This window comes from Bacillus nitratireducens (assembly GCF_001884135.1).
In the GTDB taxonomy this organism is placed as follows: Bacteria; Bacillota; Bacilli; order Bacillales; family Bacillaceae_G; genus Bacillus_A; species Bacillus_A nitratireducens.
Genome location: NZ_MAOC01000039.1, coordinates 72,759 through 95,145 on the forward strand (window position 1 = coordinate 72,759; position 22,387 = coordinate 95,145).

Here is a 22,387-nt window from a genome sequence, read left to right on the forward strand (position 1 = left end):
TTAAAACTTACATAACGGAGGTATAACATGACAAATAAAAAGGACATGCACTATATACTCGTCCTATATGGCATTCTTTTAGGCTCTATAGTAGGAGCTACAGTCTGGTTATTTTTAGTTACGATAAATATCGGAATTCACTTTATTTGGGGATACTTACCTACTATTTTCTCTTCTCCCCCTTATTACACCATTTGTGTAACAATTATCGGTGGTATCCTCGTTGGTTTAACACAAAAATACTTCGGTACATATCCACGTCTCATGCCCGAAGTAATGGCTGAATATAAAAAAACAGGTAGAATTGAATACACTTTTGTACATAAAGCTACTTTAACTGCGATTATCGTTTTAATATTTGGAGCTAGTTTAGGTCCAGAAGCAGCACTTGTTGGAATTATCGGTGGACTTTGTACATGGGTAGGAGATCGCTTTAAATTTGCTTTAAAGGGAATGAATGAACTAACAGAGGTTGGAATTGGCGCTACTTTAAGTGTAATTTTTAATGCACCATTATTCGGTTACTTAGCCCCGAATGAAAATGAGGGTGAACAAATTAACGAATTTTCTAAAGGAAAAAAAGCAATTGTATATTTAGCTACCACTTTTGCTGGTTTTTCCGTTTATTTATTGCTTAGTAAACTCGATAATCGTGGATCCTTTATTGTTGATTTCGGGGAAGGTTCCCTTTCTCTTAATGAATGGATCGCCTTTCTACCACTTGCTAGCATCGGTGCTATAGTTGGTTTCTTTTATTTCAAATTAGAATTCACATTAGAGAAATTAATCCATCCCTTCAAGGAATACAAGGTATCACTTGGAATTATAGGCGGTATTTTATTGGGGGTTACAGGAACTTTTCTCCCGTACACGTTATTTTCAGGGGAACATCAATTAAAAGATTTAGTTGTTGAATGGAGCCATTTATCCTTCTGGGTACTACTTCTTTCCGGGGTTTTAAAATTATGTATTACTGCCGTTTGTTTAAATACGGGTTGGCGCGGCGGACATATTTTCCCAATTATATTTGCTGGATCAAGTATCGGATACGCTATAGCTTCTATTCTTCCTATAGACCCAATCGCATCTGTGGCCATCGTAACAACAGCAATTTCAAGCTATGCGTTACGAAAGCCAATAGCTATAACCTTGCTATTACTTATGTTTTTCCCGCTCAATTTACTATTACCAATGCTCGGGGCGGCAGCGATTGGTAATGCATTTCCACTTCCTAAAAACAACGAAGCTACAAACGAATAAAAATAGGCAGTAGGGACAAAAGTTCCACTGCCTATTTTTATTACACATGCTGTTTTAATAGCGCGTATAACTCTTCAAAACTATGCACTTCATATGTTGGCACAATCTCGCTATTATTTGGTTTCTTTTCTGGATTAAACCAACAAGTATCAATTCCCGCTACATATCCACCTTTAATATCAGCACTTAACGAATCCCCAATAATGAGCCCTTCTTCAAAAGCAAAATTAGGAATCCTTTCAAAAACATAATCAAAATACTCTTTCATCGGCTTTTGGAATCCCGTATCTTCAGAAACAAAAATATCTTTAAACAATGAATGTAATCCTGCATTACGTAAACGTTTATCCTGCGTCTTAGAAATACCGTTTGTCACTACATATAAATCATACTCACTTTGAATTTGATTTATAAATTCAAATGCACCTTGCATGAGTTGGTTTCCTTCTTCTAAGTAGCTACGATAATTATTTTCGAATAATATCCCATCTACCTCTTCCCCGTACTCTTTAAACAAAATCGAAAATCGTGTATTTACGACTTCATCACGGTTTATTTCACCTTCTTCAAAAGCGTCCCAAAGGCTTTTATTAATTTTTTTATACTGCGCTTCTACCTCGCTAGTTAAAGGAATCCCTTTCTCTTCAAAGAGCATACGTAACGCCACTTTCTCCGCCTTCTGAAAATCTAACAATGTATCATCTACATCAAATAGCAATGTTTTATATTTTTTCATAAACCCCTCACACTCTCTTTTCTACAAAAACAAATTTACATAAATCGTATCATTCTTCCTTGTAAAAATAATAGGAGATATCTCATACTACAAACAGGGGTGAAAATATGAAAATTAGTAAAAATGAGAAAGAAATTTATCAATACATGCAAATTCATCAATTCCATACTCTTTTTTCCTTTCATGTCTTACCATATGTAGAACTACATTCTTTTCAAAAGAAAGAGATGATATGTAAGGAGGGAATCGACCTCCCCTATCTCTATTACTTAATTTCCGGGAAAGCAAAAATATATATGAGCCATAAAAATGGGAAAGTTTCTTTAATTAATTTTATTCAAGCACCTTCATTCATTGGGGAATTAGGATTAATTGGCGTAGAATCTGTTACAAAAGCGGTTGAGGTGATTGAAGATTGTATTTGCTTAGCGCTTCCTCTTAAAGATTGTCAGCATCTTTTATTGCAAGATGCTACCTTTTTACAGAAACTATGCAAATTTATTGGAGAAAAAACAATTACCCGAACAGAAAATTACGCCAAAAACTATAGTTATTCGTTTGAAAACCGATTAGCTGCGTTTATTCTATTAACGGAACAAAATAATTGCTATACCGAAAAACATACTGAGGCCTCAGAATACTTAAACGTCAGTTACCGCCATCTTTTATATGTATTAAACCAGTTTTGCCAGCAAAACTATTTAAAGAAAGAAGGCCGAACATATTATATACAAGATCGAAATCAATTAGAAAAACTTGCTGACGAGCTGAAAGTATAAAAAACAGCATTAACATAAAAGTTAATGCTGTTTTTTGAGTGACGATTATAATTTTAATTAAAATTTGCTTGCTACTTTAGCTGCTTCTTCAAGACCTGCAGTAATGATTTCTTCAGCTTTATCTGGGAATTGGTTATGTCCCTCGATAACTACCGTTTCCATGTTTGTTGCACCGAAGAAGCCCATCATGCTTGCTACATATTTAACAGCCATTTCTACTTCAGCTGCTGGTCCTTCAGAATATACGCCGCCGCGTGCATTTAATAACGCAATTTTCTTATCTCCAATAAGTCCGACTGGACCTTCTGGTGTATATTTAAACGTTTTACCAGCACGGTTTAAATAATCAATATACGTGTGTAATACGGCTGGAATCGTTAAGTTCCATAATGGGAAACCGAAAACAACTTTATCAGCTTCTAAGAATTGATTTAAATACTTATCAGCAACTGCTACTACTTTTGCTTCTTCTTCTGTTAAATCAAATCCTCTGCTTGCTTTGAATGTACCATTAATCATATCTACGCCTACATATGGTAATTCTTCTTTATATAAATCAAGTTCTACTACTGTATCATTTGGATGTGCTTCTTTATAATTTGCTAAAAATGCCTCGTATAATTTCACACTTACTGCTTGTTCCGCTGGGCGGTTGTTTGCTTTTACAAATAAAACTGTTGCCATGATTCTTTTCCTCCTACTACTCACTCTTATGTTGTTATATATTACTTACGAAAAAGGATTACTCCCTTGTAATTGTTGTTGCTTACAAATACATTTTATCTTTATATCAAGACAATTTCGTCCTCACATAGACGTATTTTTTCATAAAAAAAGTCCACCTTCTAAAGGCGAACTAGGTCTTACGACTTTTGTCTTATACAATTCCGTTTTTTACTGCATATAATGCTGCTTGTGTGCGATCGGATAAATGTAACTTACTCAAAATACTACTCACATGAGCTTTAACCGTTTTTTCTGTAATAACTAAAACAGCGGCGATTTCTTTATTACTCATCCCTTTCGCTAATAGCTGCAATACTTCATTTTCTCTTGCAGTTAGCACATCCACTTGAATGGAAGGCTCTTCTTCTTTCTCTTCCTCCGGTAATGTTTGAGAGAGAAGAGCATTTGCTACATCGGGATGTAATTGAATATTCCCCTTATACGCGCTTCGAATAGCTTCAACAAGTTGATCTGGTTCTACATCTTTTAAAATATAACCACTTGCTCCAGCTTTCAATGCTGGCAATACATGAGCCTGATCAGAAAAACTAGTTAAGACAATTACTTTCACATTTGGGTATTCTTTTTTAATGCAGGCTGTTGCCTCAATTCCATCCATCTCAGGCATATATAAATCCATTAATACGACATCTGGACTCGTTTCGCCTACTTTCACTAACGCCTCTTTTCCATTATTGGCTTCCCCAACTAATTCAAAATCTTCCTGTGTACTTAGAAAAAACGCTAATCCTTTTAAAACGACTGTATGATCATCAACTAACAATACTTTTATTTTCACAAACTTCCCTCATTTTTCATATCATAATGGTACATTTACTTTTACACTCGTTCGTTTCTCGCTGCTTGTAATTTTAATCATCCCACCAACTAATTCTACTCTTTCGCGCATCGTAGTCATACCGAGTGATTTCTTCTCTTTTATATCCTTTTCTACAAAGCCGTTTCCTTGATCGACTATTTCTAATGATACATTCTTCTCCGTCACTTTGAAATAAATCGTCGCTTCCCTGACATTTGCATGCTTACTTACGTTATTTAAAGCTTCTTGTCCAATTCTCCAGAGCGCTTCTTCTACTACGCGAGGTAAATCACGAACACCTGTAACTTGTTCCCGAATTTTCAATCCCAAACTTTCACCATATTGTTTTAAAGCTGGTAATAGTCCTTTCTCTAATCCCGCTGGACGTAGTTGCCAAATTAACGTCCTCATTTCTTTTAAGGCACCTTGTGCTAATTCACGCATCTCATACAAAGACTGATCTACCTTTTCATTTTGACCCTTTAAGACAGCTTCAGCACCTTTCGTCATAAACGTTAATGAAAACAACTTTTGTGAAACAGAATCATGTAAATCTCTTGCTAACCGGTTTCTTTCTTCCATTCGTACAAGTTCGCGTCGTTGCTCATTTAACCTTAAATTTTCTATCACGAAAGAAATATGATTTGTTATTGCTTGAAGTACATCTGTCGTATTCACATCAAATTCACCATTATTTGAACTAACACATAAAACACCAAATATGTGACTTTGAATCTGTATTGGTGAGGCAATAACCGTCCTATTAGAGGCTATCTTATGACTGATTTGATGGTTTAATAAAATAGGTTCACCTTTTTCTAGTGCTTCTTTCGCTGCTTCTTTTATATCCTCTTGTAATTCTTCCTGGCAATAAGATGCCCGCAAGGCTAATTCTTTCTCTTCCCTAATAAAGAATGCGACTTGATTCCACTGAAACACTTCACCTAATTGATTTACAACTTTTTCAGGCAATATATTAAATTGATGAATCGTTCTTAAAACTTGAATGAACCGTTCTAATTTCACATAATAATGCGCTCTTCGCTTTTCATTTTCATATAACTTTGCTCGTTTTAAAGCCGTTCCAATTTGGAAGGCAACTGATTGAAGCAATACTAATTCTTCTTCTGAAAAATGTGTTTTACCTGGGCTTGCCACATTTAACAAACCAAATTTTTCTCCTCCAGCCTTTAAAGGAACCGTAGCATGGTGAAGAATTCCTTCTGTATCTCCCCAATTATATTCAATTGCATTATTAATTCTTTTACATTCAATAATATTAACAGCTCGCTCTAACTTTCCATCCACAAAGCCACGTAAACACCAACATTCCCCTTCACACATCGGGCGTTTGTTTTCATATGTAAGTGCCTCTGGTAACTGGTAATCGATTAATTTCGTATATCTCCCATTTTCATCCGCAAGAAAAATCCATCCTGTCGTTAAACCTGTTACACTAAGTAATTTTTCTAGCACTGCTTGCAATACATGATATGTATCATTTGATGTATTTAGCGTTTCTGCAATTTCTTTTAATATAACTAATTCATTTGTACGATTATCTCGAAACATACTTAATCTCCTACATACAAGATTTTAAATCTCCCCTAAAGTAAATCATCTACTTTTCACTTTGTACTTATTCGTAACATTGATATAATGGTGAAAACATAGTTTTCATTATATCACTTGAGGGGGCTTTCATAATGACATTAAATAAGGCACTTACTATCGCTGGTTCTGACACAAGTGGCGGTGCTGGTATACAAGCAGATTTAAAAACATTCCAAGAACTTGGTGTATACGGAATGACATCTCTTACGACAATCGTAACGATGGATCCACATAACGGTTGGGCACATAACGTATTCCCAATTGCGGCTTCTACATTAAAACCACAATTAGAAACGACAGTTGAAGGTGTTGGCGTAGATGCTTTAAAAACAGGTATGCTTGGATCAGTAGAAATTATCGAAATGGTTGCAGAAACAATTGAAAAGCACAATTTCAAAAATGTAGTAGTTGATCCTGTTATGGTATGTAAAGGGGCCGATGAAGCATTACACCCTGAAACAAACGACTGCTTACGTGACGTTCTTGTTCCAAAGGCATTAGTTGTAACGCCAAACTTATTTGAAGCGTATCAATTAAGTGGTGTGAAAATTAATTCTCTTGAGGACATGAAAGAAGCTGCAAAGAAAATCCATGCTTTAGGTGCTAAATACGTACTAATTAAAGGTGGTAGCAAACTAGGTACAGAAACTGCTATTGATGTATTATATGACGGTGAAACATTCGATCTTCTAGAATCAGAAAAGATTGATACGACAAATACACACGGTGCAGGTTGTACATATTCTGCTGCAATTACAGCAGAACTTGCAAAAGGAAAAACTGTAAAAGAAGCGGTAAAAACTGCAAAAGAATTCATCACAGCTGCAATTCGTCATTCATTCAAAATTAATGAATATGTAGGACCAACACATCACGGTGCATACCGCAAATTCGTTGCACAGAAAGAGCTTGTCTAATAATAAACTAAAAAACATACTAAAACCGACAGAGCATTCATTGTTCTGTCGGTTTTAGTATGTTTTGCAAAAATGTTTTAAAGTACTCCTCGAATTCCTATGATGCTGAACTAACTTGGTTTCTACCATTTCTTTTTGAATAATATAATGCATCATCCGCTGCTTGAATAAATTGCTCAGGTGATTTTTTATACTCTGAAATCCCAACAGAAACTGTAATTTTAATTTTTGTTCCGTTTTTCAGTTGGAATGAATGCTTTTCAACAGCTAGTCGAATTTGTTCCCCTATACGAGTTCCAAATGCTAATCCCTTTTTCGGTATCAACAAGGCAAATTCTTCGCCACCCTTTCGAAAAACCAAATTAGAGAATGGTCCAGTCTCTAACAAAATACGCCCTACTTGTTTTAACACTTCATCCCCAGCAGGATGACCGTATGTATCATTTACATACTTAAAGTGATCAATATCGATAAGTAATAAACAGAGCGAATCATTTTTCATATACTTGTTATCAATATGACGATTCATCTCTAAATCAAATTGCCTTACATTCCCCAGATTCGTTAATGCATCTATCGTTGCATAATGCTTCATCGTTTGAAATAATTCATTTGATTGCAATACGTAACTTGCACTTACAAATGTGACGTATGCCGCTACAATACAACAAACTAAATATAATGAAACTACATACATATCCTTAAATAAAATATAAAGTGGCAGTATTAAAATAGACAGACTGTACACATTAAACCATATCCATTTTGCAAATATAGAAATTTTCATTCGCCAAATAAGGGTAATGCCCATCCCCGTTGCCACGATAGTATAGCAAGCCAATTCGGAGGCTAAAGAATACTCAGTAAAAAATACCCGGGTTATTAAAATGATTATAACTGTTATACTACTAGCTATTGGGCCACCAATCATAATTGCCAAAACAACAGCTAAATAACGTAAATCCAACATAATATCTTCAATATGTACACCAAAGTGCATCAACAATATACTCAATATTCCAGTTAAAATACCGACCAAACATTTCTGCCAAAAAGAGAATCCTTCTTTTAATGGCCTATCTCTTACAAGCTGAGCACCCACAAAGATAAAGGAAAGAATGATTGTCATATTTACAAATAAATCTCTGAACATAAAATGATCTCCCTACTTTTTCTTTTCCATCTATCCCTTTCTATATGCTATTGTATTACGGAATCCCTATAATTCCCAATATTTTTTTACTGTTCCACGTGGAACAGCAAAATAAAAAAGGAGACGAAATTTCGTCCCCTCCATTAGCAACATCGTGATATCTTTCCGCCTTTTGCATTAAATCTAGCCTCTTGTGCCTCAGCAAAAAATTGCTTTTGACATAGAATTTTCTCTTCTGGATGATGCGCTTTCATATGATTTACATACGTTTCATAACTTGGAACTCCAACAAGTAAACTAATAAATTGCTTTCTCTTTCCCCATACGTCCCGTAAACTTTTAAGCATAGTTCCTCGACTCACTTTCATCTCTAGGAATATATGGCGCCTCTTTTAGCGGCATCGGCTTATTTCTTAATACTTGAATCCAAATTCGAAGTGCAGAAATTAATACAGCTATTACAACTATCATAAAAATCCCACAAAGTGCTGCATCAATATAATCATTGAAAATAATTTGCTTCATCTGAGCGACATTTTTAGCTGGCGCTAACACTTTCCCCTCATCTAATGCTCCCTGAAACACCTTTGCGTGGGATAGAAATCCTATTTTAGGATTTTCATGAAATAGCTTTTGATAACCAGCTGTCATTGTTACAATAAGCAATCCGATAGTTGGGATAAGTGTCACCCAAACATATGCTTTTTTCCCCATTTTGAACAAAATTGTCGTTCCAAGTAATAATGCAATCCCCGCTAGCATTTGGTTTGCAATACCAAAAAGTGGCCATAGCGTATTAATTCCGCCAAGAGGATCTACCACCCCTTGATATAAAAAGTACCCCCACCCTAGTACACATAGTGTTGTAGCTATCACATTTGCTAATGTAGAATCTGTTTTCGCAAATGGCTTATATACATGACCTAAAATGTCTTGAATCATAAATCGCCCTACACGTGTTCCAGCATCAATCGTCGTTAAAATAAATAGTGCTTCAAAAAGAATCGCAAAATGGTACCAAAATGCCATCATCGCCGTTCCGCCCATTACTTGTGAAAATATATACGCCATACCGATTGCTAATGTTGGTGCGCCACCTGTACGTGATAAAATGGTCTGTTCTCCGACATTAACAGCAAGTTCTTTTAATTCATTCGGTGTAATAGCAAATCCCCATGAGGAAATAACTTGAGCTGCTTGTGATACATCAGTTCCAATTAGTGCTGCTGGGCTATTAATTGCAAAATAAGTTCCTGGTGTTAATACACAAGCTGCAATCATAGCCATCGCCGCTACAAACGACTCCATCAACATCGCTCCATAACCGATTGGCCTTGCATGGCCTTCTTGCTCAATCATTTTCGGTGTCGTACCTGATGAAACGAGAGCGTGGAATCCAGACACAGCACCGCAAGCTATTGTAATAAATAAGAACGGAAATAAATTTCCAGAGAAAACAGGACCTGTCCCATCAATAAATTGAGATACTGCCGGCATCTTTAAATCTGGAGCTACAACTAAAATGCCAATTGCTAATCCAAGTATCGTTCCTATTTTTAAAAATGTACTTAAATAATCTCGTGGTGCAAGAAGCATCCAAACTGGTAATGCTGATGCAATAAATCCATATACGATAAGCATAATAGCAATTGTCTCACCACTAAAAGTAAACATACTTGCAAGCGTCGGATTTTCTGCTACATATTGTCCTCCAACAAGAGATAAAACTAGTAGAATAATACCAATTACTGATCCTTCTCCTACACGTCCTGGCCTAATGTAACGCATATAAACTCCCATTAAAATAGCAATTGGAATCGTTGCTGCGATTGTAAACATTCCCCACGGACTTCCAACGAGCGCCTTCACGACTACTAAAGCTAATACCGCTAATAAAATTATCATAATACCTAAAATACCAATCATCGCAATTAATCCTGTAACAGGACCAATCTCATCTTTAATCATTTCTCCTAATGATTTACCGTTACGTCTCATTGAAGCAAATAAAATTACAAAATCTTGTACAGCTCCAGCAATAACTACTCCAACAATAATCCAAATTGTCCCGGGTAAATAGCCCATCTGTGCCGCCAAAATTGGACCTACTAAAGGACCTGCCCCTGCAATCGCTGCAAAGTGATGACCGAATAAAACCCATTTATTTGTCGGAACATAATCCTTCCCATCATTTAATGTATGAGCAGGTGTTTGCCTATTATTATCTAGTCCAAAAACTTTCCTCGCTATAAATCTACTATAAAAGCGATAAGCAATCGCATACACTGATACAGCAGCAACTAATAGCCATACAGCATTAATTGTTTCGCCTTGAGATAAGGCTATTACACCAAAAGCAGATGCTCCTAGTGCTGCAATAACTCCCCAAAGTAAAATTGACTTCAACGTTTTCACATACAATCCCCCCATTACTACTTCTTAGTGGAGATTGTACTAAATTTTCTGAATATTTAAGTTAAATCCTCCTTATCATGAAGGATTTCTAGTTTATCATGTTAAAATTCTCTCATTACTTGTCATAGTTCAATTTTATTTCGAAGTCGTTTTACATAATTACGACTTACTGGAATCGGTTGCTCATCGTACCCGTCTAAATACAAATTATACGTGCCATTATAATAAGGTTTAAGTTCTTGTACATATAACATATTAATTAAATAACTTTTATGTACACGTAAAAAATCATATGCATTAAGCTTATTTTCTAATTCCTGAAGTGTGTATGTTGAAATATGATGATTATTCGTTGTATAAATTGAAACTGTTTTATTTTCCTTATTTTTACTTACATATATAATATCCTCTGGAAAAATATATCTAATTCCCTCATGGCCTTCTATCGGCAGTTTACGCAAATGACTCTTTGCTTTCTCACTTTTTTCTTTCCCCATTTTATATAAAATGAATTGTAAATCTTCTTCACGAAATGGTTGCAATAAATAATAAAATGCTTGGAAACGAAAAGCTGTAATTGTCTCTTCTATATCCTCACCAATAAAAATAAATTTTGTATAACAATTCACTTCTCGTAACAAGCTCGAATATTCAAAACCAGTGCCGTCTACTAATTGCGAATTTAAAAAAACAAAATCAGGTGTATGTTTTTTCATTATTAGCAAAGATTCTGTTCCGGCTCTCGCTTCAAAACATTCTACATTCCGAATGTTCTCAGTAAAGTACTCAACTAATTTTCTTCGCTCTTCTGTCTCTTCCATGATAAGTAAAATTTTCATTTATCCAACCACCTAATTCCTTTGTCCATATGTCTTGTTGTATACATTCGCTTTAGTAAGAAACAATCCCTTTTTCTTACTATACCATTATTTATCTAAAAAAACAGAAAAAAGGAAACCACTTTGGTCTCCCCTTTTCTTTTACCTCGATTGGTGCGTGCTAATAATCAACAGGGAATGGACAAAACCTCCACTAATTAAAGTTTCACTTTATACCAATTCCTGCTGCTTTGTTTCTTTCCCAAGTATAATCACAGCAAGTGCCCCAATTAAAATTGATACACAGAAAATCGTAAATATTAGCGATAGCGAAGCTTGTGAAGCAACTAAATATCCTACTAATAGTGGTCCAAGAATACCACCAATACGTCCAAATGCCGCTGCCATTCCTGCACCTGTACCGCGAATAACTGTTGGATACTGTTCAGGTGTGTAAGCGTATAATGCACCCCAAGCACCTAAGTTAAAGAAGGATAATAACATACCCGCAACTATTAATGCTGTTAATGAATCCGCGATTCCGAACACATAAGCACTACATGCTGTACCAATTAAATACGTAACCAATACAAATTTACGACCAAGACGTTCAATAAACCATGCTGCTGTAAAATATCCTGGTAATTGAGCTAATGTCATAATAAGTACGTACTGGAAACTTTTTATTAAACTAAAACCTTTCAGTACCATTACACTAGGTAACCAAAGGAACATTCCATAATAGGAAAAGACCACACAAAACCATAAAATCCATAACATAATTGTTGCTTTACGATACTTCCCAGACCAAACCGATTTTATATTCTCAATAACAGATGGCCTTTTTTCAACCTTTTGAAACCTTGGGGAATCGGGTAAATTCCATCTTAAATATAAAGCATATAAAGCCGGAACGGCACTTAATACCATCGCAACTTCCCAACCGTATTTAGGAATCACAAAGTACGAGATAAGAGCTGCAATTAACCAGCCACCAGCCCAAAAGCTTTCTAATAGTACAACTATTTTCCCACGTTCGTGCGCTTCAACACTCTCTGATACGAGGGTAGATGCAACTGGGAGTTCTCCGCCGAGTCCCATACCAATTAAAAAGCGTAACACGAGGAACATTGTAAGTGTCGTCGTTAAGGCTGTTAAGCCACTACCAATAGAAAATAGTAATAATGTAATAATGAAGACCGATTTCCGTCCTATTTTATCTGATAGTACCCCAAAGACAAGCGCTCCTACAGCCATACCAATTGAGTTAATACTACCTATCCAACCCATCTCTTGAGTACTTAATCCCCAATCTTTTTGCAACGCCACTATTACAAATGAAAGCATTCCAACATCCATTGCGTCAAATAGCCATCCAAGCCCCGCTATACCAAGTAGCTTTCGCTTCGAAATTTCTTTTACCTTGCTCACAAGAAGTCCTCCTTACACAGCTGTCTTTACACATCATTTTACATGTGTGTATTGTATAAGTAAAATACTTTCGTGTAAAAAATTCTCCTTCATCATTCCCCCAAAGTAAAATGTTTATCAAAAATAAACAAATAAAAAAAGTAGCGATGTTCCGCTACTTTTTTGAACGCATTACTTCTTTTAAAAACTCAGCTAGTACTAACTGACGACGCCAGCGTGTTGGATTACTACATAATCTGTAAAACCACTCTAAGTTAATAGCTTGGATCCATTTTGGCGCACGTTTTACCTCTCCAGCCCACACATCTAAACTACCGCCTACTCCAACAGCCATTTTCGTTTCTAAACGATGCTTATTGTTTTGGATAAAGTTTTCTTGTCTTGGGAAGCCCAGCGCAACAAGTAATAGATCTGGTTTTGCTTCTTGAATACGAGAAACAATATTCTCTTCTTCTTCTTGTTTAAAATACCCATCTTGTGTACCCACAATAGATACAGCCGAATATGTCTTCGTTAAATGATTAGCTGCAGCTTGTACAACATGTGGTTTTGCACCTAATAAGAAAACAGATACTGGTCTATTATCTTCCGATAACTTTGCAAGTAAATTACACATTAAGTCAAAACCTGCCACACGCTCTTTTAACGGTGTACCAAGCATACCACTCGCTTTAACAACCCCGATACCATCAGGTGTAATTAAATCTGTATTTAATAATGTTTTATGGAATTTTTCATCCTTTTTTGCGCACATAACAATTTCAGGATTCGCTGTTACTACCTGAAAAGTATGAGTTTGCTCCAATTCTAGTTGTTTCTTTAAATATTGGATTGTTTCATCCATTGTCATTGTAGAAAAAGGAACACCTAGAATATCAACCGTTTGTACTGCCATATTTAACTATCCTCTCTATCATTAAAGGTTTTTCGCTATTAATTGCTTATATGTTTCTTTCGTATCTTCATATAATTTTTGAAGTGAGAAGTTCATAGTAGCATGCTCATAAATATGTTTACCCATCGCTGCTAACTCTCCAGTTTTCCACTTATCATACGCTTCTTCTAATGCCGATGCTAACGCTTTTCCATCACCAGTTGGCACAATCCACCCGTAAGTTTCATCTGCGATTAACGGCTCGATTTCTCCCGCTCTAGTCACAATTGATGGTACACGTTGATTTGCTGCTTCTAATAAAACTAATGGAAATCCTTCGCTATGGGAAGTTAATAAATTTACATGTGATGAAGCAAATAATTGTTTCACATCTTGACGGTGCCCTAAAAATTCAACTTTATCATTAATTCCTTTTTCAGTAGCTAACGCCTTTAACTCTCTTTCTAACGGCCCGTCACCAACTAATAATACTTTAATCTTCTCCAATTTTGTTTGTTGTAACGCATCGAATAAAACTTCATGTCCTTTAACAGGATGCAGACGTGCTACTTGGATTGCCGTAAACACATCTTCATCAATATTAAACATTTCCTTTTTATTATAGCCAGCTGCTTTTTCCTGATCATATTCAATACCGTTATAAATAACATGCATCTTTTCATTTGAAATCCCTAATGCCGCTAAGCTTTTTTTCAACCGATTCGTTACAACAAAAAATAAATCTATATTTTTTAAAGCTTTTAAATTTAACTTAGTAAAAATCCAACCTTTTATGCCTTGTTTAGTAAAGTCTTGAAATGGATCACTATGAATTGTCGTTACCCATTTTGCCGCGAATTTCTTTTTCATTAAAGAAACAAAGAAATTTGCCCTAGGACCGTGTGTATGAACTACATCAAATTTTTCTTTATTAATGAATTCACTTATGTTTTTTAAAATGGATAAATCATAGCGAGATTTTTGTGAAAACACATGAACTTTTATCCCTAGCTCTCTTGCTTCTTTCGCAACAATTCCATCTTCAAATACTGCTAATTCTACTTCACCATCCGGAAACTGATCGAGCAGTGAAATAATATGTGTTTTTCCTCCACCATCTTCTGCTCCTGCATTCATATGCAATATCCTCATATTTTTTCCTCCTTTAAATCCTCGCTACATTTCCATCTATCTTTATTTTACTGTACTAAAAAATAAAAGCTAACAAAAGTTAGCTTTTATTTTTATCATTCAATTTCTAAATCTACAATTAGACAAGCTAACACCACTACAAAGTAAATCCCTACTCCTGGTGCTGTCAAAATATGTCCTGCAATGTATGCAATACCTAGTGCTAATACTAAGCTTGCTGAAATCATTCCATATTTCACATTGAATAATTCCTTAAATCTTGTAACAAATGCTATCAAGATTCTTAAGCCGTAATAAATAAATGGAATCATCATTAACGCAAAACCAATAATTCCGAAATCATAAAACCAATCATGGAAGTCCATTTCAATTAACTTCGGATCTGGCTGCTTTTGTTCATTATACTTAAAGTTACCTGCGTAACCCATTCCGAATAGTTTTTGTGACGTTGGCGCTTCTTTAAAGAACTGCTTATGTCTTTCTTCATATACTTGACGTCCGCTAAAAATAAGATTTTCTTGATTTTCTTTCTTTTGCTCTTTCTCAAGCTCTTTCTTAACTTCCGCTTCTATCTTTGCCTTTTCTTCCGGCTTTTCAACTTTATGTTGTTTTTCTTCTTTATCTTTAATTTCTTGTTCTTTTTTCAGTTTATCTTTAATTTCTTGTTCTTTTTGACCGTGCTGTGCTACATTTTGTTCTGCTAAATAGTTATTATGAATGCCCATATTTTGTGCTAATGGCGTCATTTTAAATGTTCCAACTACACCAGCTAATAGGACAATCGCAATTAATGCATTAATTGCAAGAGATTTTTTGTTCGGATTTTTTCTATCAAATAATAATTGTAGTACAATAATCCCGATTGCTGCCGCTAATGTAGCACCAATTGAGCCCATTCCTACTTTCGTACCAACTTGAATTAAAGAGTAAATCATTAGAAGCGATGGAATCCAATATAAAACGTGCTTCACGCTTTTTGTTTTTTGAATAGAATATAATACCACAATAGGGAAAATAATAGCTAAGATTGACCCTAGTTCATTACCTGCATAGAACCATCCTCGGGAACCAACCTTCATCCACTCATAACTTCCAAAGTCTGTAGAAGTTGTAATAGAAATAACCATAATAGCATTAATAATTAATGTGGAATACACAATGTTATTTCTAACTTTATCGCTAATATTTACTGTCTTCTTCAGTGATTTTAAAGCTAAAATGTATGAACCAAGCATAATATATATATACAATGCTTTTCCAATGAATTTAACTTCTTCTGCGATTACAATAGGACTCTTGATTAACTTGTTATTAATAAATCCTATTCCTAATATAGCTCCTAGTAATACAAGATAAATCAAAAACTTCCTATTTTCTCTTTCTTTTGCCTGAATTAAAATATAAATACCACCTATTGCCATAATGAGGAATCTTACCATAATTCCAACTGTCGCATTTACTTTTAATAACTCAATGCTAAGAGACGTTAATAAATCTAAAACAGGCTGTAAAATAATAAAAAAGAGCAAAAAATGCTCAAATCTAACCCTAGCTTGATTTGCTAACATTCCAAGACCTCCATACAAAATCTTCACATTATCTTTTAATCATAGTTTTCTACTGTTTAAACATACCTAGCAATTATAACATAACTCATATTTAAATTGAGAACTATTTTTCATGCCGAAACTAGTCAAATCTAGCATTATTAGTAACCGAAAACATTGTCCTTTAGCTATCCTTCCCTATCCCTATAAAAACTATCTAACACATATGCACTTATTTTCGACAGTACAAAAATATTTTTTTATCATTTTATATAAATGTACAAAACGGACTTCTCCTATTGTACCATCCCTCTAACTAAGCTACATCAAAAAACGATGCAATGAATCTTCCCACACTTTTTCACTTTACTTTATCGCTACTTATCAAGCATTTTCAAACGCTTTCTTTAGCTATTTCATCCATTTTTCTACATGTAGCGAAAAGTAATTGTTATTTCCAAAACTTTAGTGTATATTTTTTCTCTGGAACATCTTTAAGAGGAAGGAATTAAAGCCATGTTATTAATCGATATATTTACGTTTCTTGGCATTATCGCCGCTGCCATTTCTGGTACATTAGTTGGTTTGAAAAAAGATCTAGATTTATTTGGTGTCCTTTGTTTAGCTGTAGCTACTGCGCTCGGCGGCGGTATTATTCGTGATATTATGATTGGTAACCTGCCTCCTGTCGCATTTGTAAAACCCATTTACTTTTTTGTAAGTGTACTATCAGCATTATTCACATGTATGTTTTTTGAGCGCATCAATAAACTTCAAGTTGTTATTATGCTTTCTGATGCTGTTGGTTTAGGTGTATTTACAGCTATTGGTGCAAATGCAGCAATGTCACATCACGTTGACGCCTCATTTTTAGTCGTTTCAATGGGAGTTATTACAGGTATTGGGGGCGGTATTTTACGCGACATTTGCGCTCAAGATATCCCGTATGTATTCCGAAAAGAGATATATGCAATTGCTTCTATTTTAGGAGCAGTTAGTTTCCTAATTACACATGCAATGGGGGCACACGTCTTAGCTTTCTATGTTTGTTTATTAATAACATTCATTATTCGTGTAGTCACCGTAATATATAACGTACATTTCCCAGTTTTCTTTAAAACACATGCAAAAATTAATAAGGGCCATTAAGAGAATTCCACATAGAATTCTCTTAATTTATATACAATTCTACATACTATAGAGTAATTATATAAAATTGAAAATGAATTAGAAACTATCCCACAAGTAATGAAGAGTATTCAAGATGATTCCTCGAATGTGGCCTTAACAGCAGATAATTTACAACTAGAACTAAACCGATAAGGCGAATCGATACAAAAAAAGAATCCGAAATGGATTCTTTTATTTTCTGAAAAATATTTTTTGGCAATAAAAATAACTCATATAAACACCAAAGCTTTGTAAAATAAACAAAGCTGGCATAATAATATTATAGTATGCCATATCCACTTGAAAGAGCCTTAACGATACATATCCGGTAATTAATAATACAAACAACATATATCCTTCATTTTGCTGTTTCTTAATTAGAAAATGTAATAAAGCTATGGCCATAAACAATGTCACCACTATATATATAAGCTTTTCACATTTAAAAAGAATAGAATTTATTCCCTCATCTGAAAACTGGCTAATAACTGGTTTTAACAGTTTAAATCTTTCTACTTCCATTTCTTTCAACTCTTGATCAATGTGCTCTTTTACACTTTGATTTTTGGATGTTTTTTCTTCATTTTGACTTTTTCCAATTAAAACAGATTGAACATAAGTCTGATTAGAAATCGTATACTGTGACATTCCCATCATCTTGATACCATAGCTCACACCAAAATGAGTACTATAAAATAGAATAAGTATTCCTATCATTTTTAATAGTAATTTTTGCTTCGTTGCTGATTGGAATAATTCAGTTAACAGCACATATACAGCTATAAAAATAGGTAAAAATAAACCCATTGGGAAAATCATATTGCTAAGCGCAAATAAAACGGCTGAAATTACCCAGATATAAGGATGATCCAATCCTTTATATAAAAGTATGTAACAAGCACAATAAAATAAAAATATTGCAAGTGATTCCGCCGTTAATACAGAACTCATAAATATATTTGGAATATATAAAGCATAAAACATTGATGCAATACGACCACACTCTTCTCCAAGGACCATTGACGCAATGCGATAAATGAAAAATGCAGTTCCTGTACAAAATAAAATATTAAATAGTTGTAAAGCGAATACCGTATCACCAAATATACGAATGATGATCGATTCATAAATAATAAAAGGTAACTGCGCTACATTCTCTATATTATTGCCAATTGCAATCTGCTTTGCAGACTCATACATAGCTTTCATATCACCTATTATTGGACCATCTACAAATAGAACTGTGATAAGTCTTACAACTATAGATATGCTTATAAGAAAGATAAGAAATTGTTTATCTGTAAAACGATATTGCAAAATCGATGCCACTAACAAAATAAGAATAACAAAAATCACTAATACGATCGTTATACTTGTTGTACTTCCTCCAAAAAATTGCTTACTTGTTTCAAATGCCGACCAACAACTATAAACAAAAAATGCGAGCATCGTACCGATCGTTATCTTACTGAAGAAAGACGAAAAATTTGTTTGTATATGATTCATATGTCCATTGCACCTCTACTTCCATTTATAACAAAACGATTCTATCATGAATAGGCACAAGGTTAATAGGGCATTTCTATGACAAATACACAGTCATTATTTTTTCACTTGCAATGTAAGCGAATCCTCTTTTACACTACATTTTATATACGATAAATTTTCTTTCAGTTACATGAATACAAATACAGAAATTTCAATAAAGTGAAACTTTAATCCGCGGGGGTTTTGTTCATCTTCTACTGACTATTAGCCAGCTATTCGCGGGATAATCCTCTTGGAACACTTTACTTCATTAAATATCTAATATGGGTACTCCACTTACACATGTCACTCTGATTGAAAACAGAAAATAGGGGATGAATATATGGAAAAGAAATTCATGCGAGAATCAAAAGCAATTAAAACAACACGTGTTTTTCCTAACGATTTAAATAATCACCAAACACTTTTCGGGGGGAAATTATTAGCAGAAATTGATAGTATCGCTTCAATTGCAGCTGCGAGACATAGCCGCAAACATTGCGTAACAGCATCTATCGATTCCGTTGATTTTTTAACTCCAATTCACCAAGCAGATTCTGTTTGTTATGAAGCATTCGTATGTTATACAGGAAAATCTTCAATGGAAGTTTTCGTAAAAGTAATTGCAGAGGATTTACTAGCAGGCGAGCGTAGAATGGCCGCAACTTGTTTCATTACATTTGTCGCATTAAAAGACGGAAAACCTTCATCTGTACCACAAGTAATTCCTGAAACAGAGGAAGAACATTGGCTACATACAACTGGTTCAGAGCGTGCAGAGAATAGAAAAAAAGGACGTTTGAAAAGTAAAGAAATGGCTGAAGTGTTAACTTTAAGTAAGCCTTGGAATATGTAACATTAGGATTTTATCTTATACATGCACAGGTTTTTTCTTCCTTGCATGTATTTTTTATTATAGTAAGGTGTTACGCCTTAGCATTTTTATTCAATGCCTGTTTCCTAAAATCACCCATCAGCTTTTCCTTTATTTTGTTATACTATTAATGGTATATTAAGTAATGTTCGTTTAAAAATAACCATAATATGATTAAGTATATAAGGGATGGTGCGGTAATGTCTATTGAGGTACCAATTTCAATACCAAAAACGCTTATTATTATTCCAGCGTATAACGAGGAAGAAGCAATTGCAGATACATTAACAAGATTATTAGAACTAAAACAGCATTTTACAGCATTAAGCATTTGCGTTATTAATGATGGATCAAAAGATAAAACAGCTCAAATCGTAAAAGATTTCCCTGTTCATCTTGTTAATTTACCATATAATCTAGGTATCGGTTCAGCTGTACAAACTGGATATAAATACGCTTATGAGAACGGATATGATATTGCGATTCAGTTCGATGCTGATGGGCAACATAATCCTGATGATTTATACAAAATTATACAGCCTATTGCCGAGGATCAATGCGATATGGTGCTGGGTTCACGTTTTACAGAAAAAACAGCATATAAAGGTAGTATTTCCCGAAGAATCGGTATTTTTTATTTTACCGCTCTATTGAAAGTACTAACAAAACAAACATTTATGGATCCAACTTCTGGGTATCGTGCTATCAATCGAGAAGTAATTAAGATTTTTGCACACAATTATCCAAAAGATTATCCAGAACCAGAAGTCCTTATTCATTTAAAAAAGAAAAAACTCCGCATTAATGAAATATCTGTAAATATGCAAGAGCGACAAGGTGGACAATCTTCCATCACTCCCCTTAAATCTGCATATTACATGGTTAAGGTAAGTCTTGCTATATTGATGCAAAAAATTGTGAAAGGTTGATAATGAATGCATATAATTACCTTTTCATTCATCTTTATTTTATTACTATTCTTCTCAATTATTAATTCCATTCGTCGTGGGACTTTAGAAACAAAATATGCTATTTTATGGATTTTCGTTTGTATTACAATGGCTGTTTTAAGTTCTACGGATAAAATTATAAATTGGATTGGAAAACTATTAAAAGTAGAATATCCTCCGTCCATTTTATTCTTATTCGGACTATTATTCTGTTTTATCTTAATTTTTGACCTGACGAGAAAAATCTCTAAATTACACCATCAACTTGTAACATTAACGCAAGATTATGCATTATTAAAACAAAAATTGAAGATAACAGATAAAGAATAACTTTCTAACTAAATACTAATATATTAAAGCTCCTGAATTTTGCTTGAAAAATTCAGGAGCTTTTATCATTTCAAATTATTTCTTTCTAATTATACGAGGTACCACAATAGAAAGTTGATTTACAAAGTTTATATGCGTTAAACTTATACAGATGTTCTTGTAGTCTTCTTCCTTTCAAAAGGCTTGTATATAGGGTACAAAACATAAAAAATTTGAGGAGATAAAAACTCTATGATGGAACAAAAACAACTCGTTTCCGTTGTCATACCTCTGTATAATACGGAAAAATATATTGAAGAGACGATGCAATCAATACTAAATCAAACATATAAAAACATTGAAATTGTAATTGTAGATGACGGGAGTAAAGATCAATCATCTTCTATCGTAAAAAGTCTTGAGCAAAAATATCCAGGACAAATAAGATACGTCCCTCAAGAAAATCAAGGCGTTTCTGTTGCTCGTAATACAGGAATTGAAAATGCTAGCGGAGAATATGTTGCTTTTCTTGATAGTGATGATTTATGGCATCCAACAAAAATCGAAAAACAAGTTGAAAGCATGCATAAAAACAATATGAACGCTTGTTATTGTGGCTATATGAACTTTTACGAAGAGACCGGAGAAAAAGTTGAGCACACGACAAAATTTATTAACGGTGATATGACAAAAGCTTTCTTGACACATCAGGTTGTTGCTCAAACGAGTACTTGGATTTTCAAAAGATCTATCGTGATGGATCATAACATTCGTTTCACACCAGGATGTAGTTGGGGAGAAGACTTAGAATTTCTATTTAAATTAATGAGTGTAACAAACGTATGCTATGTAGACGAATATTTGACATATTACCGAATCTTATCAGAAGGAAACCTTTCTTCAAAGTATAAAGATTATGAATTAAAAACAGCAAAAGAATTAGAAGTATTTAATCGAATGAAGGATTGGGTTCATAATAAGTCAAAAGACTTAATCGTGAATGATTCTACAGAGCTTCTTGAAATTCTTGAAACTTATCTATTCCCATATACGGTCATTAATAACGCTTGTATATACATTAAGGGCAACTCTAAATTAGATAAATCACAAGTTCAACTAATCAAAAGCGATATAAAGAAATATTGTCGCAAAATTTATTCGAAAAATGGAAAACGAAGTAAGAAGTTATACGCAATGCTTTGGTTTGTAAGAATCAAGTTTATGTTTTCTTAACTAAAAATGCGCTTCTAAACATTCTTTCCGTAAACAAATTAACTTTACAAATAAGACGAATTCCGTCCTGAAGAATAGAAAG

Annotated in this window: 21 protein-coding genes; 8 read left to right on the forward strand and 13 right to left on the reverse strand. The window is 34.2% G+C overall.

Features of this window, described 5'->3' with window-relative positions; translation table 11 throughout:
- Nucleotides 1–27: 27 nt before the first annotated feature.
- The gene (locus BAU23_RS15105; RefSeq protein ID WP_000182459.1) at nt 28–1,260 is read left to right on the forward strand and encodes a chloride channel protein; all 1,233 of its coding nucleotides are present in this window, start codon (nt 28–30) and stop codon (nt 1,258–1,260) included.
- Between the two features lie 40 nt (nt 1,261–1,300).
- Here the strand turns inward: BAU23_RS15105 and BAU23_RS15110 are convergent, their stop codons facing one another.
- Complete coding sequence (locus BAU23_RS15110) at nt 1,301–1,996, reverse strand: YjjG family noncanonical pyrimidine nucleotidase (protein ID WP_071734754.1); 696 nt, start codon at nt 1,994–1,996, stop codon at nt 1,301–1,303.
- 107 nt (nt 1,997–2,103) lie between these two features.
- Between BAU23_RS15110 and BAU23_RS15115 the strand changes: the two genes are divergently transcribed.
- Nucleotides 2,104–2,775, forward strand: coding sequence for a transcriptional regulator YeiL (locus BAU23_RS15115; RefSeq protein ID WP_000703330.1), 672 nt, complete (start codon nt 2,104–2,106; stop codon nt 2,773–2,775).
- 57 nt (nt 2,776–2,832) lie between these two features.
- On the opposite strand, the gene BAU23_RS15120 is transcribed toward BAU23_RS15115, so the two are convergent.
- The 3 genes from BAU23_RS15120 to BAU23_RS15130 form a co-directional block, all read right to left on the reverse strand.
- Nucleotides 2,833–3,459 carry an FMN-dependent NADH-azoreductase gene (locus BAU23_RS15120; protein ID WP_000246731.1) on the reverse strand — a complete coding sequence of 209 codons (627 nt, stop codon included), beginning with the start codon at nt 3,457–3,459 and terminating at the stop codon, nt 2,833–2,835.
- Between the two features lie 193 nt (nt 3,460–3,652).
- Nucleotides 3,653–4,300, reverse strand: coding sequence for a response regulator (locus BAU23_RS15125; RefSeq protein WP_000695780.1), 648 nt, complete (start codon nt 4,298–4,300; stop codon nt 3,653–3,655).
- Nucleotides 4,301–4,321: 21 nt separating this feature from the next.
- Nucleotides 4,322–5,893 (reverse strand): GAF domain-containing sensor histidine kinase, encoded by a 1,572-nt coding sequence (locus BAU23_RS15130; RefSeq protein WP_071734755.1) that lies wholly within the window; start codon nt 5,891–5,893, stop codon nt 4,322–4,324.
- Nucleotides 5,894–6,027: 134 nt separating this feature from the next.
- Here BAU23_RS15130 and pdxK point away from each other — a divergent pair, with 134 nt between their 5' ends.
- Nucleotides 6,028–6,852 (forward strand): pyridoxine/pyridoxal/pyridoxamine kinase, encoded by an 825-nt coding sequence (pdxK, locus tag BAU23_RS15135; protein ID WP_071734756.1) that lies wholly within the window; start codon nt 6,028–6,030, stop codon nt 6,850–6,852.
- Between the two features lie 97 nt (nt 6,853–6,949).
- Here pdxK and BAU23_RS15140 read toward each other — a convergent pair whose 3' ends face one another.
- The 8 genes from BAU23_RS15140 to BAU23_RS15175 all read right to left on the reverse strand — a co-directional run bounded on the left by BAU23_RS15140 (nt 6,950) and on the right by BAU23_RS15175 (nt 16,263).
- Complete coding sequence (locus BAU23_RS15140) at nt 6,950–8,005, reverse strand: diguanylate cyclase (RefSeq protein ID WP_071734757.1); 1,056 nt, start codon at nt 8,003–8,005, stop codon at nt 6,950–6,952.
- A gap of 143 nt (nt 8,006–8,148) precedes the next feature.
- A complete protein-coding gene (locus tag BAU23_RS15145; protein ID WP_000920270.1) occupies nt 8,149–8,352 on the reverse strand; it encodes a YbdD/YjiX family protein in 204 nt (67 codons plus the stop codon).
- Entirely contained in the window at nt 8,345–10,420 is a 2,076-nt protein-coding gene (gene cstA, locus BAU23_RS15150; RefSeq protein WP_071734758.1) for a carbon starvation protein CstA, read from the reverse strand. Before cstA ends, BAU23_RS15145 begins: the two co-directional genes overlap by 8 nt.
- A gap of 122 nt (nt 10,421–10,542) precedes the next feature.
- Nucleotides 10,543–11,259, reverse strand: coding sequence for a LytR/AlgR family response regulator transcription factor (locus BAU23_RS15155; protein WP_071734759.1), 717 nt, complete (start codon nt 11,257–11,259; stop codon nt 10,543–10,545).
- A gap of 210 nt (nt 11,260–11,469) precedes the next feature.
- Nucleotides 11,470–12,669, reverse strand: coding sequence for an MFS transporter (locus BAU23_RS15160; RefSeq protein WP_000048800.1), 1,200 nt, complete (start codon nt 12,667–12,669; stop codon nt 11,470–11,472).
- A gap of 154 nt (nt 12,670–12,823) precedes the next feature.
- Nucleotides 12,824–13,564 carry a WecB/TagA/CpsF family glycosyltransferase gene (locus BAU23_RS15165; RefSeq protein WP_016131015.1) on the reverse strand — a complete coding sequence of 247 codons (741 nt, stop codon included), beginning with the start codon at nt 13,562–13,564 and terminating at the stop codon, nt 12,824–12,826.
- Nucleotides 13,565–13,585: 21 nt separating this feature from the next.
- Nucleotides 13,586–14,695: a glycosyltransferase family 4 protein gene (locus BAU23_RS15170; protein ID WP_071734760.1), complete on the reverse strand. Its 1,110-nt coding sequence runs from the start codon at nt 14,693–14,695 to the stop codon at nt 13,586–13,588.
- Between the two features lie 95 nt (nt 14,696–14,790).
- Nucleotides 14,791–16,263, reverse strand: a complete 1,473-nt coding sequence (locus tag BAU23_RS15175; RefSeq protein ID WP_071734761.1) for an O-antigen ligase family protein — start codon at nt 16,261–16,263, stop codon at nt 14,791–14,793.
- 495 nt (nt 16,264–16,758) lie between these two features.
- On the opposite strand from BAU23_RS15175, the gene BAU23_RS15180 reads away from it, so the two are divergent.
- Complete coding sequence (locus BAU23_RS15180) at nt 16,759–17,391, forward strand: trimeric intracellular cation channel family protein (RefSeq protein ID WP_000924379.1); 633 nt, start codon at nt 16,759–16,761, stop codon at nt 17,389–17,391.
- A gap of 213 nt (nt 17,392–17,604) precedes the next feature.
- Here BAU23_RS15180 and BAU23_RS15185 read toward each other — a convergent pair whose 3' ends face one another.
- Entirely contained in the window at nt 17,605–18,918 is a 1,314-nt protein-coding gene (locus BAU23_RS15185; protein ID WP_071734762.1) for an ArnT family glycosyltransferase, read from the reverse strand.
- 364 nt (nt 18,919–19,282) lie between these two features.
- On the opposite strand from BAU23_RS15185, the gene BAU23_RS15190 reads away from it, so the two are divergent.
- The 4 genes from BAU23_RS15190 (at nt 19,283) to BAU23_RS15205 (ending at nt 22,305) form a co-directional block, all read left to right on the forward strand.
- Nucleotides 19,283–19,795, forward strand: a complete 513-nt coding sequence (locus tag BAU23_RS15190; protein ID WP_000412118.1) for an acyl-CoA thioesterase — start codon at nt 19,283–19,285, stop codon at nt 19,793–19,795.
- Between the two features lie 218 nt (nt 19,796–20,013).
- On the forward strand, nt 20,014–20,742 hold the full coding sequence (locus BAU23_RS15195) for a glycosyltransferase family 2 protein (protein ID WP_000021472.1): 729 nt from the start codon (nt 20,014–20,016) through the stop codon (nt 20,740–20,742).
- 6 nt (nt 20,743–20,748) lie between these two features.
- Nucleotides 20,749–21,093, forward strand: coding sequence for a DUF2304 domain-containing protein (locus BAU23_RS15200; protein WP_000547571.1), 345 nt, complete (start codon nt 20,749–20,751; stop codon nt 21,091–21,093).
- A 231-nt stretch (nt 21,094–21,324) separates the two neighbouring features.
- Entirely contained in the window at nt 21,325–22,305 is a 981-nt protein-coding gene (locus BAU23_RS15205) for a glycosyltransferase family 2 protein (protein ID WP_000970535.1), read from the forward strand.
- Nucleotides 22,306–22,387: the final 82 nt, after the last annotated feature.

Bases quoted from the DNA above. Each gene is read 5' to 3' on its own strand.
- BAU23_RS15180 (WP_000924379.1), top strand. From the start codon at position 16,759: ATGTTATTAATCGATATATTTACGTTTCTTGGCATTATCGCCGCTGCC.
- BAU23_RS15130 (WP_071734755.1), bottom strand. From the start codon at position 5,893: ATGTTTCGAGATAATCGTACAAATGAATTAGTTATATTAAAAGAAATT.
- BAU23_RS15205 (WP_000970535.1), top strand. From the start codon at position 21,325: ATGATGGAACAAAAACAACTCGTTTCCGTTGTCATACCTCTGTATAAT.
- BAU23_RS15185 (WP_071734762.1), bottom strand. From the start codon at position 18,918: ATGAATCATATACAAACAAATTTTTCGTCTTTCTTCAGTAAGATAACG.
- BAU23_RS15190 (WP_000412118.1), top strand. From the start codon at position 19,283: ATGGAAAAGAAATTCATGCGAGAATCAAAAGCAATTAAAACAACACGT.
- BAU23_RS15105 (WP_000182459.1), top strand. From the start codon at position 28: ATGACAAATAAAAAGGACATGCACTATATACTCGTCCTATATGGCATT.
- BAU23_RS15195 (WP_000021472.1), top strand. From the start codon at position 20,014: ATGTCTATTGAGGTACCAATTTCAATACCAAAAACGCTTATTATTATT.
- BAU23_RS15145 (WP_000920270.1), bottom strand. From the start codon at position 8,352: ATGCTTAAAAGTTTACGGGACGTATGGGGAAAGAGAAAGCAATTTATT.
- BAU23_RS15200 (WP_000547571.1), top strand. From the start codon at position 20,749: ATGCATATAATTACCTTTTCATTCATCTTTATTTTATTACTATTCTTC.
- pdxK (WP_071734756.1), top strand. From the start codon at position 6,028: ATGACATTAAATAAGGCACTTACTATCGCTGGTTCTGACACAAGTGGC.
- BAU23_RS15140 (WP_071734757.1), bottom strand. From the start codon at position 8,005: ATGTTCAGAGATTTATTTGTAAATATGACAATCATTCTTTCCTTTATC.
- BAU23_RS15170 (WP_071734760.1), bottom strand. From the start codon at position 14,695: ATGAGGATATTGCATATGAATGCAGGAGCAGAAGATGGTGGAGGAAAA.
- BAU23_RS15120 (WP_000246731.1), bottom strand. From the start codon at position 3,459: ATGGCAACAGTTTTATTTGTAAAAGCAAACAACCGCCCAGCGGAACAA.
- BAU23_RS15115 (WP_000703330.1), top strand. From the start codon at position 2,104: ATGAAAATTAGTAAAAATGAGAAAGAAATTTATCAATACATGCAAATT.
- BAU23_RS15165 (WP_016131015.1), bottom strand. From the start codon at position 13,564: ATGGCAGTACAAACGGTTGATATTCTAGGTGTTCCTTTTTCTACAATG.
- BAU23_RS15110 (WP_071734754.1), bottom strand. From the start codon at position 1,996: ATGAAAAAATATAAAACATTGCTATTTGATGTAGATGATACATTGTTA.
- BAU23_RS15155 (WP_071734759.1), bottom strand. From the start codon at position 11,259: ATGAAAATTTTACTTATCATGGAAGAGACAGAAGAGCGAAGAAAATTA.
- BAU23_RS15175 (WP_071734761.1), bottom strand. From the start codon at position 16,263: ATGTTAGCAAATCAAGCTAGGGTTAGATTTGAGCATTTTTTGCTCTTT.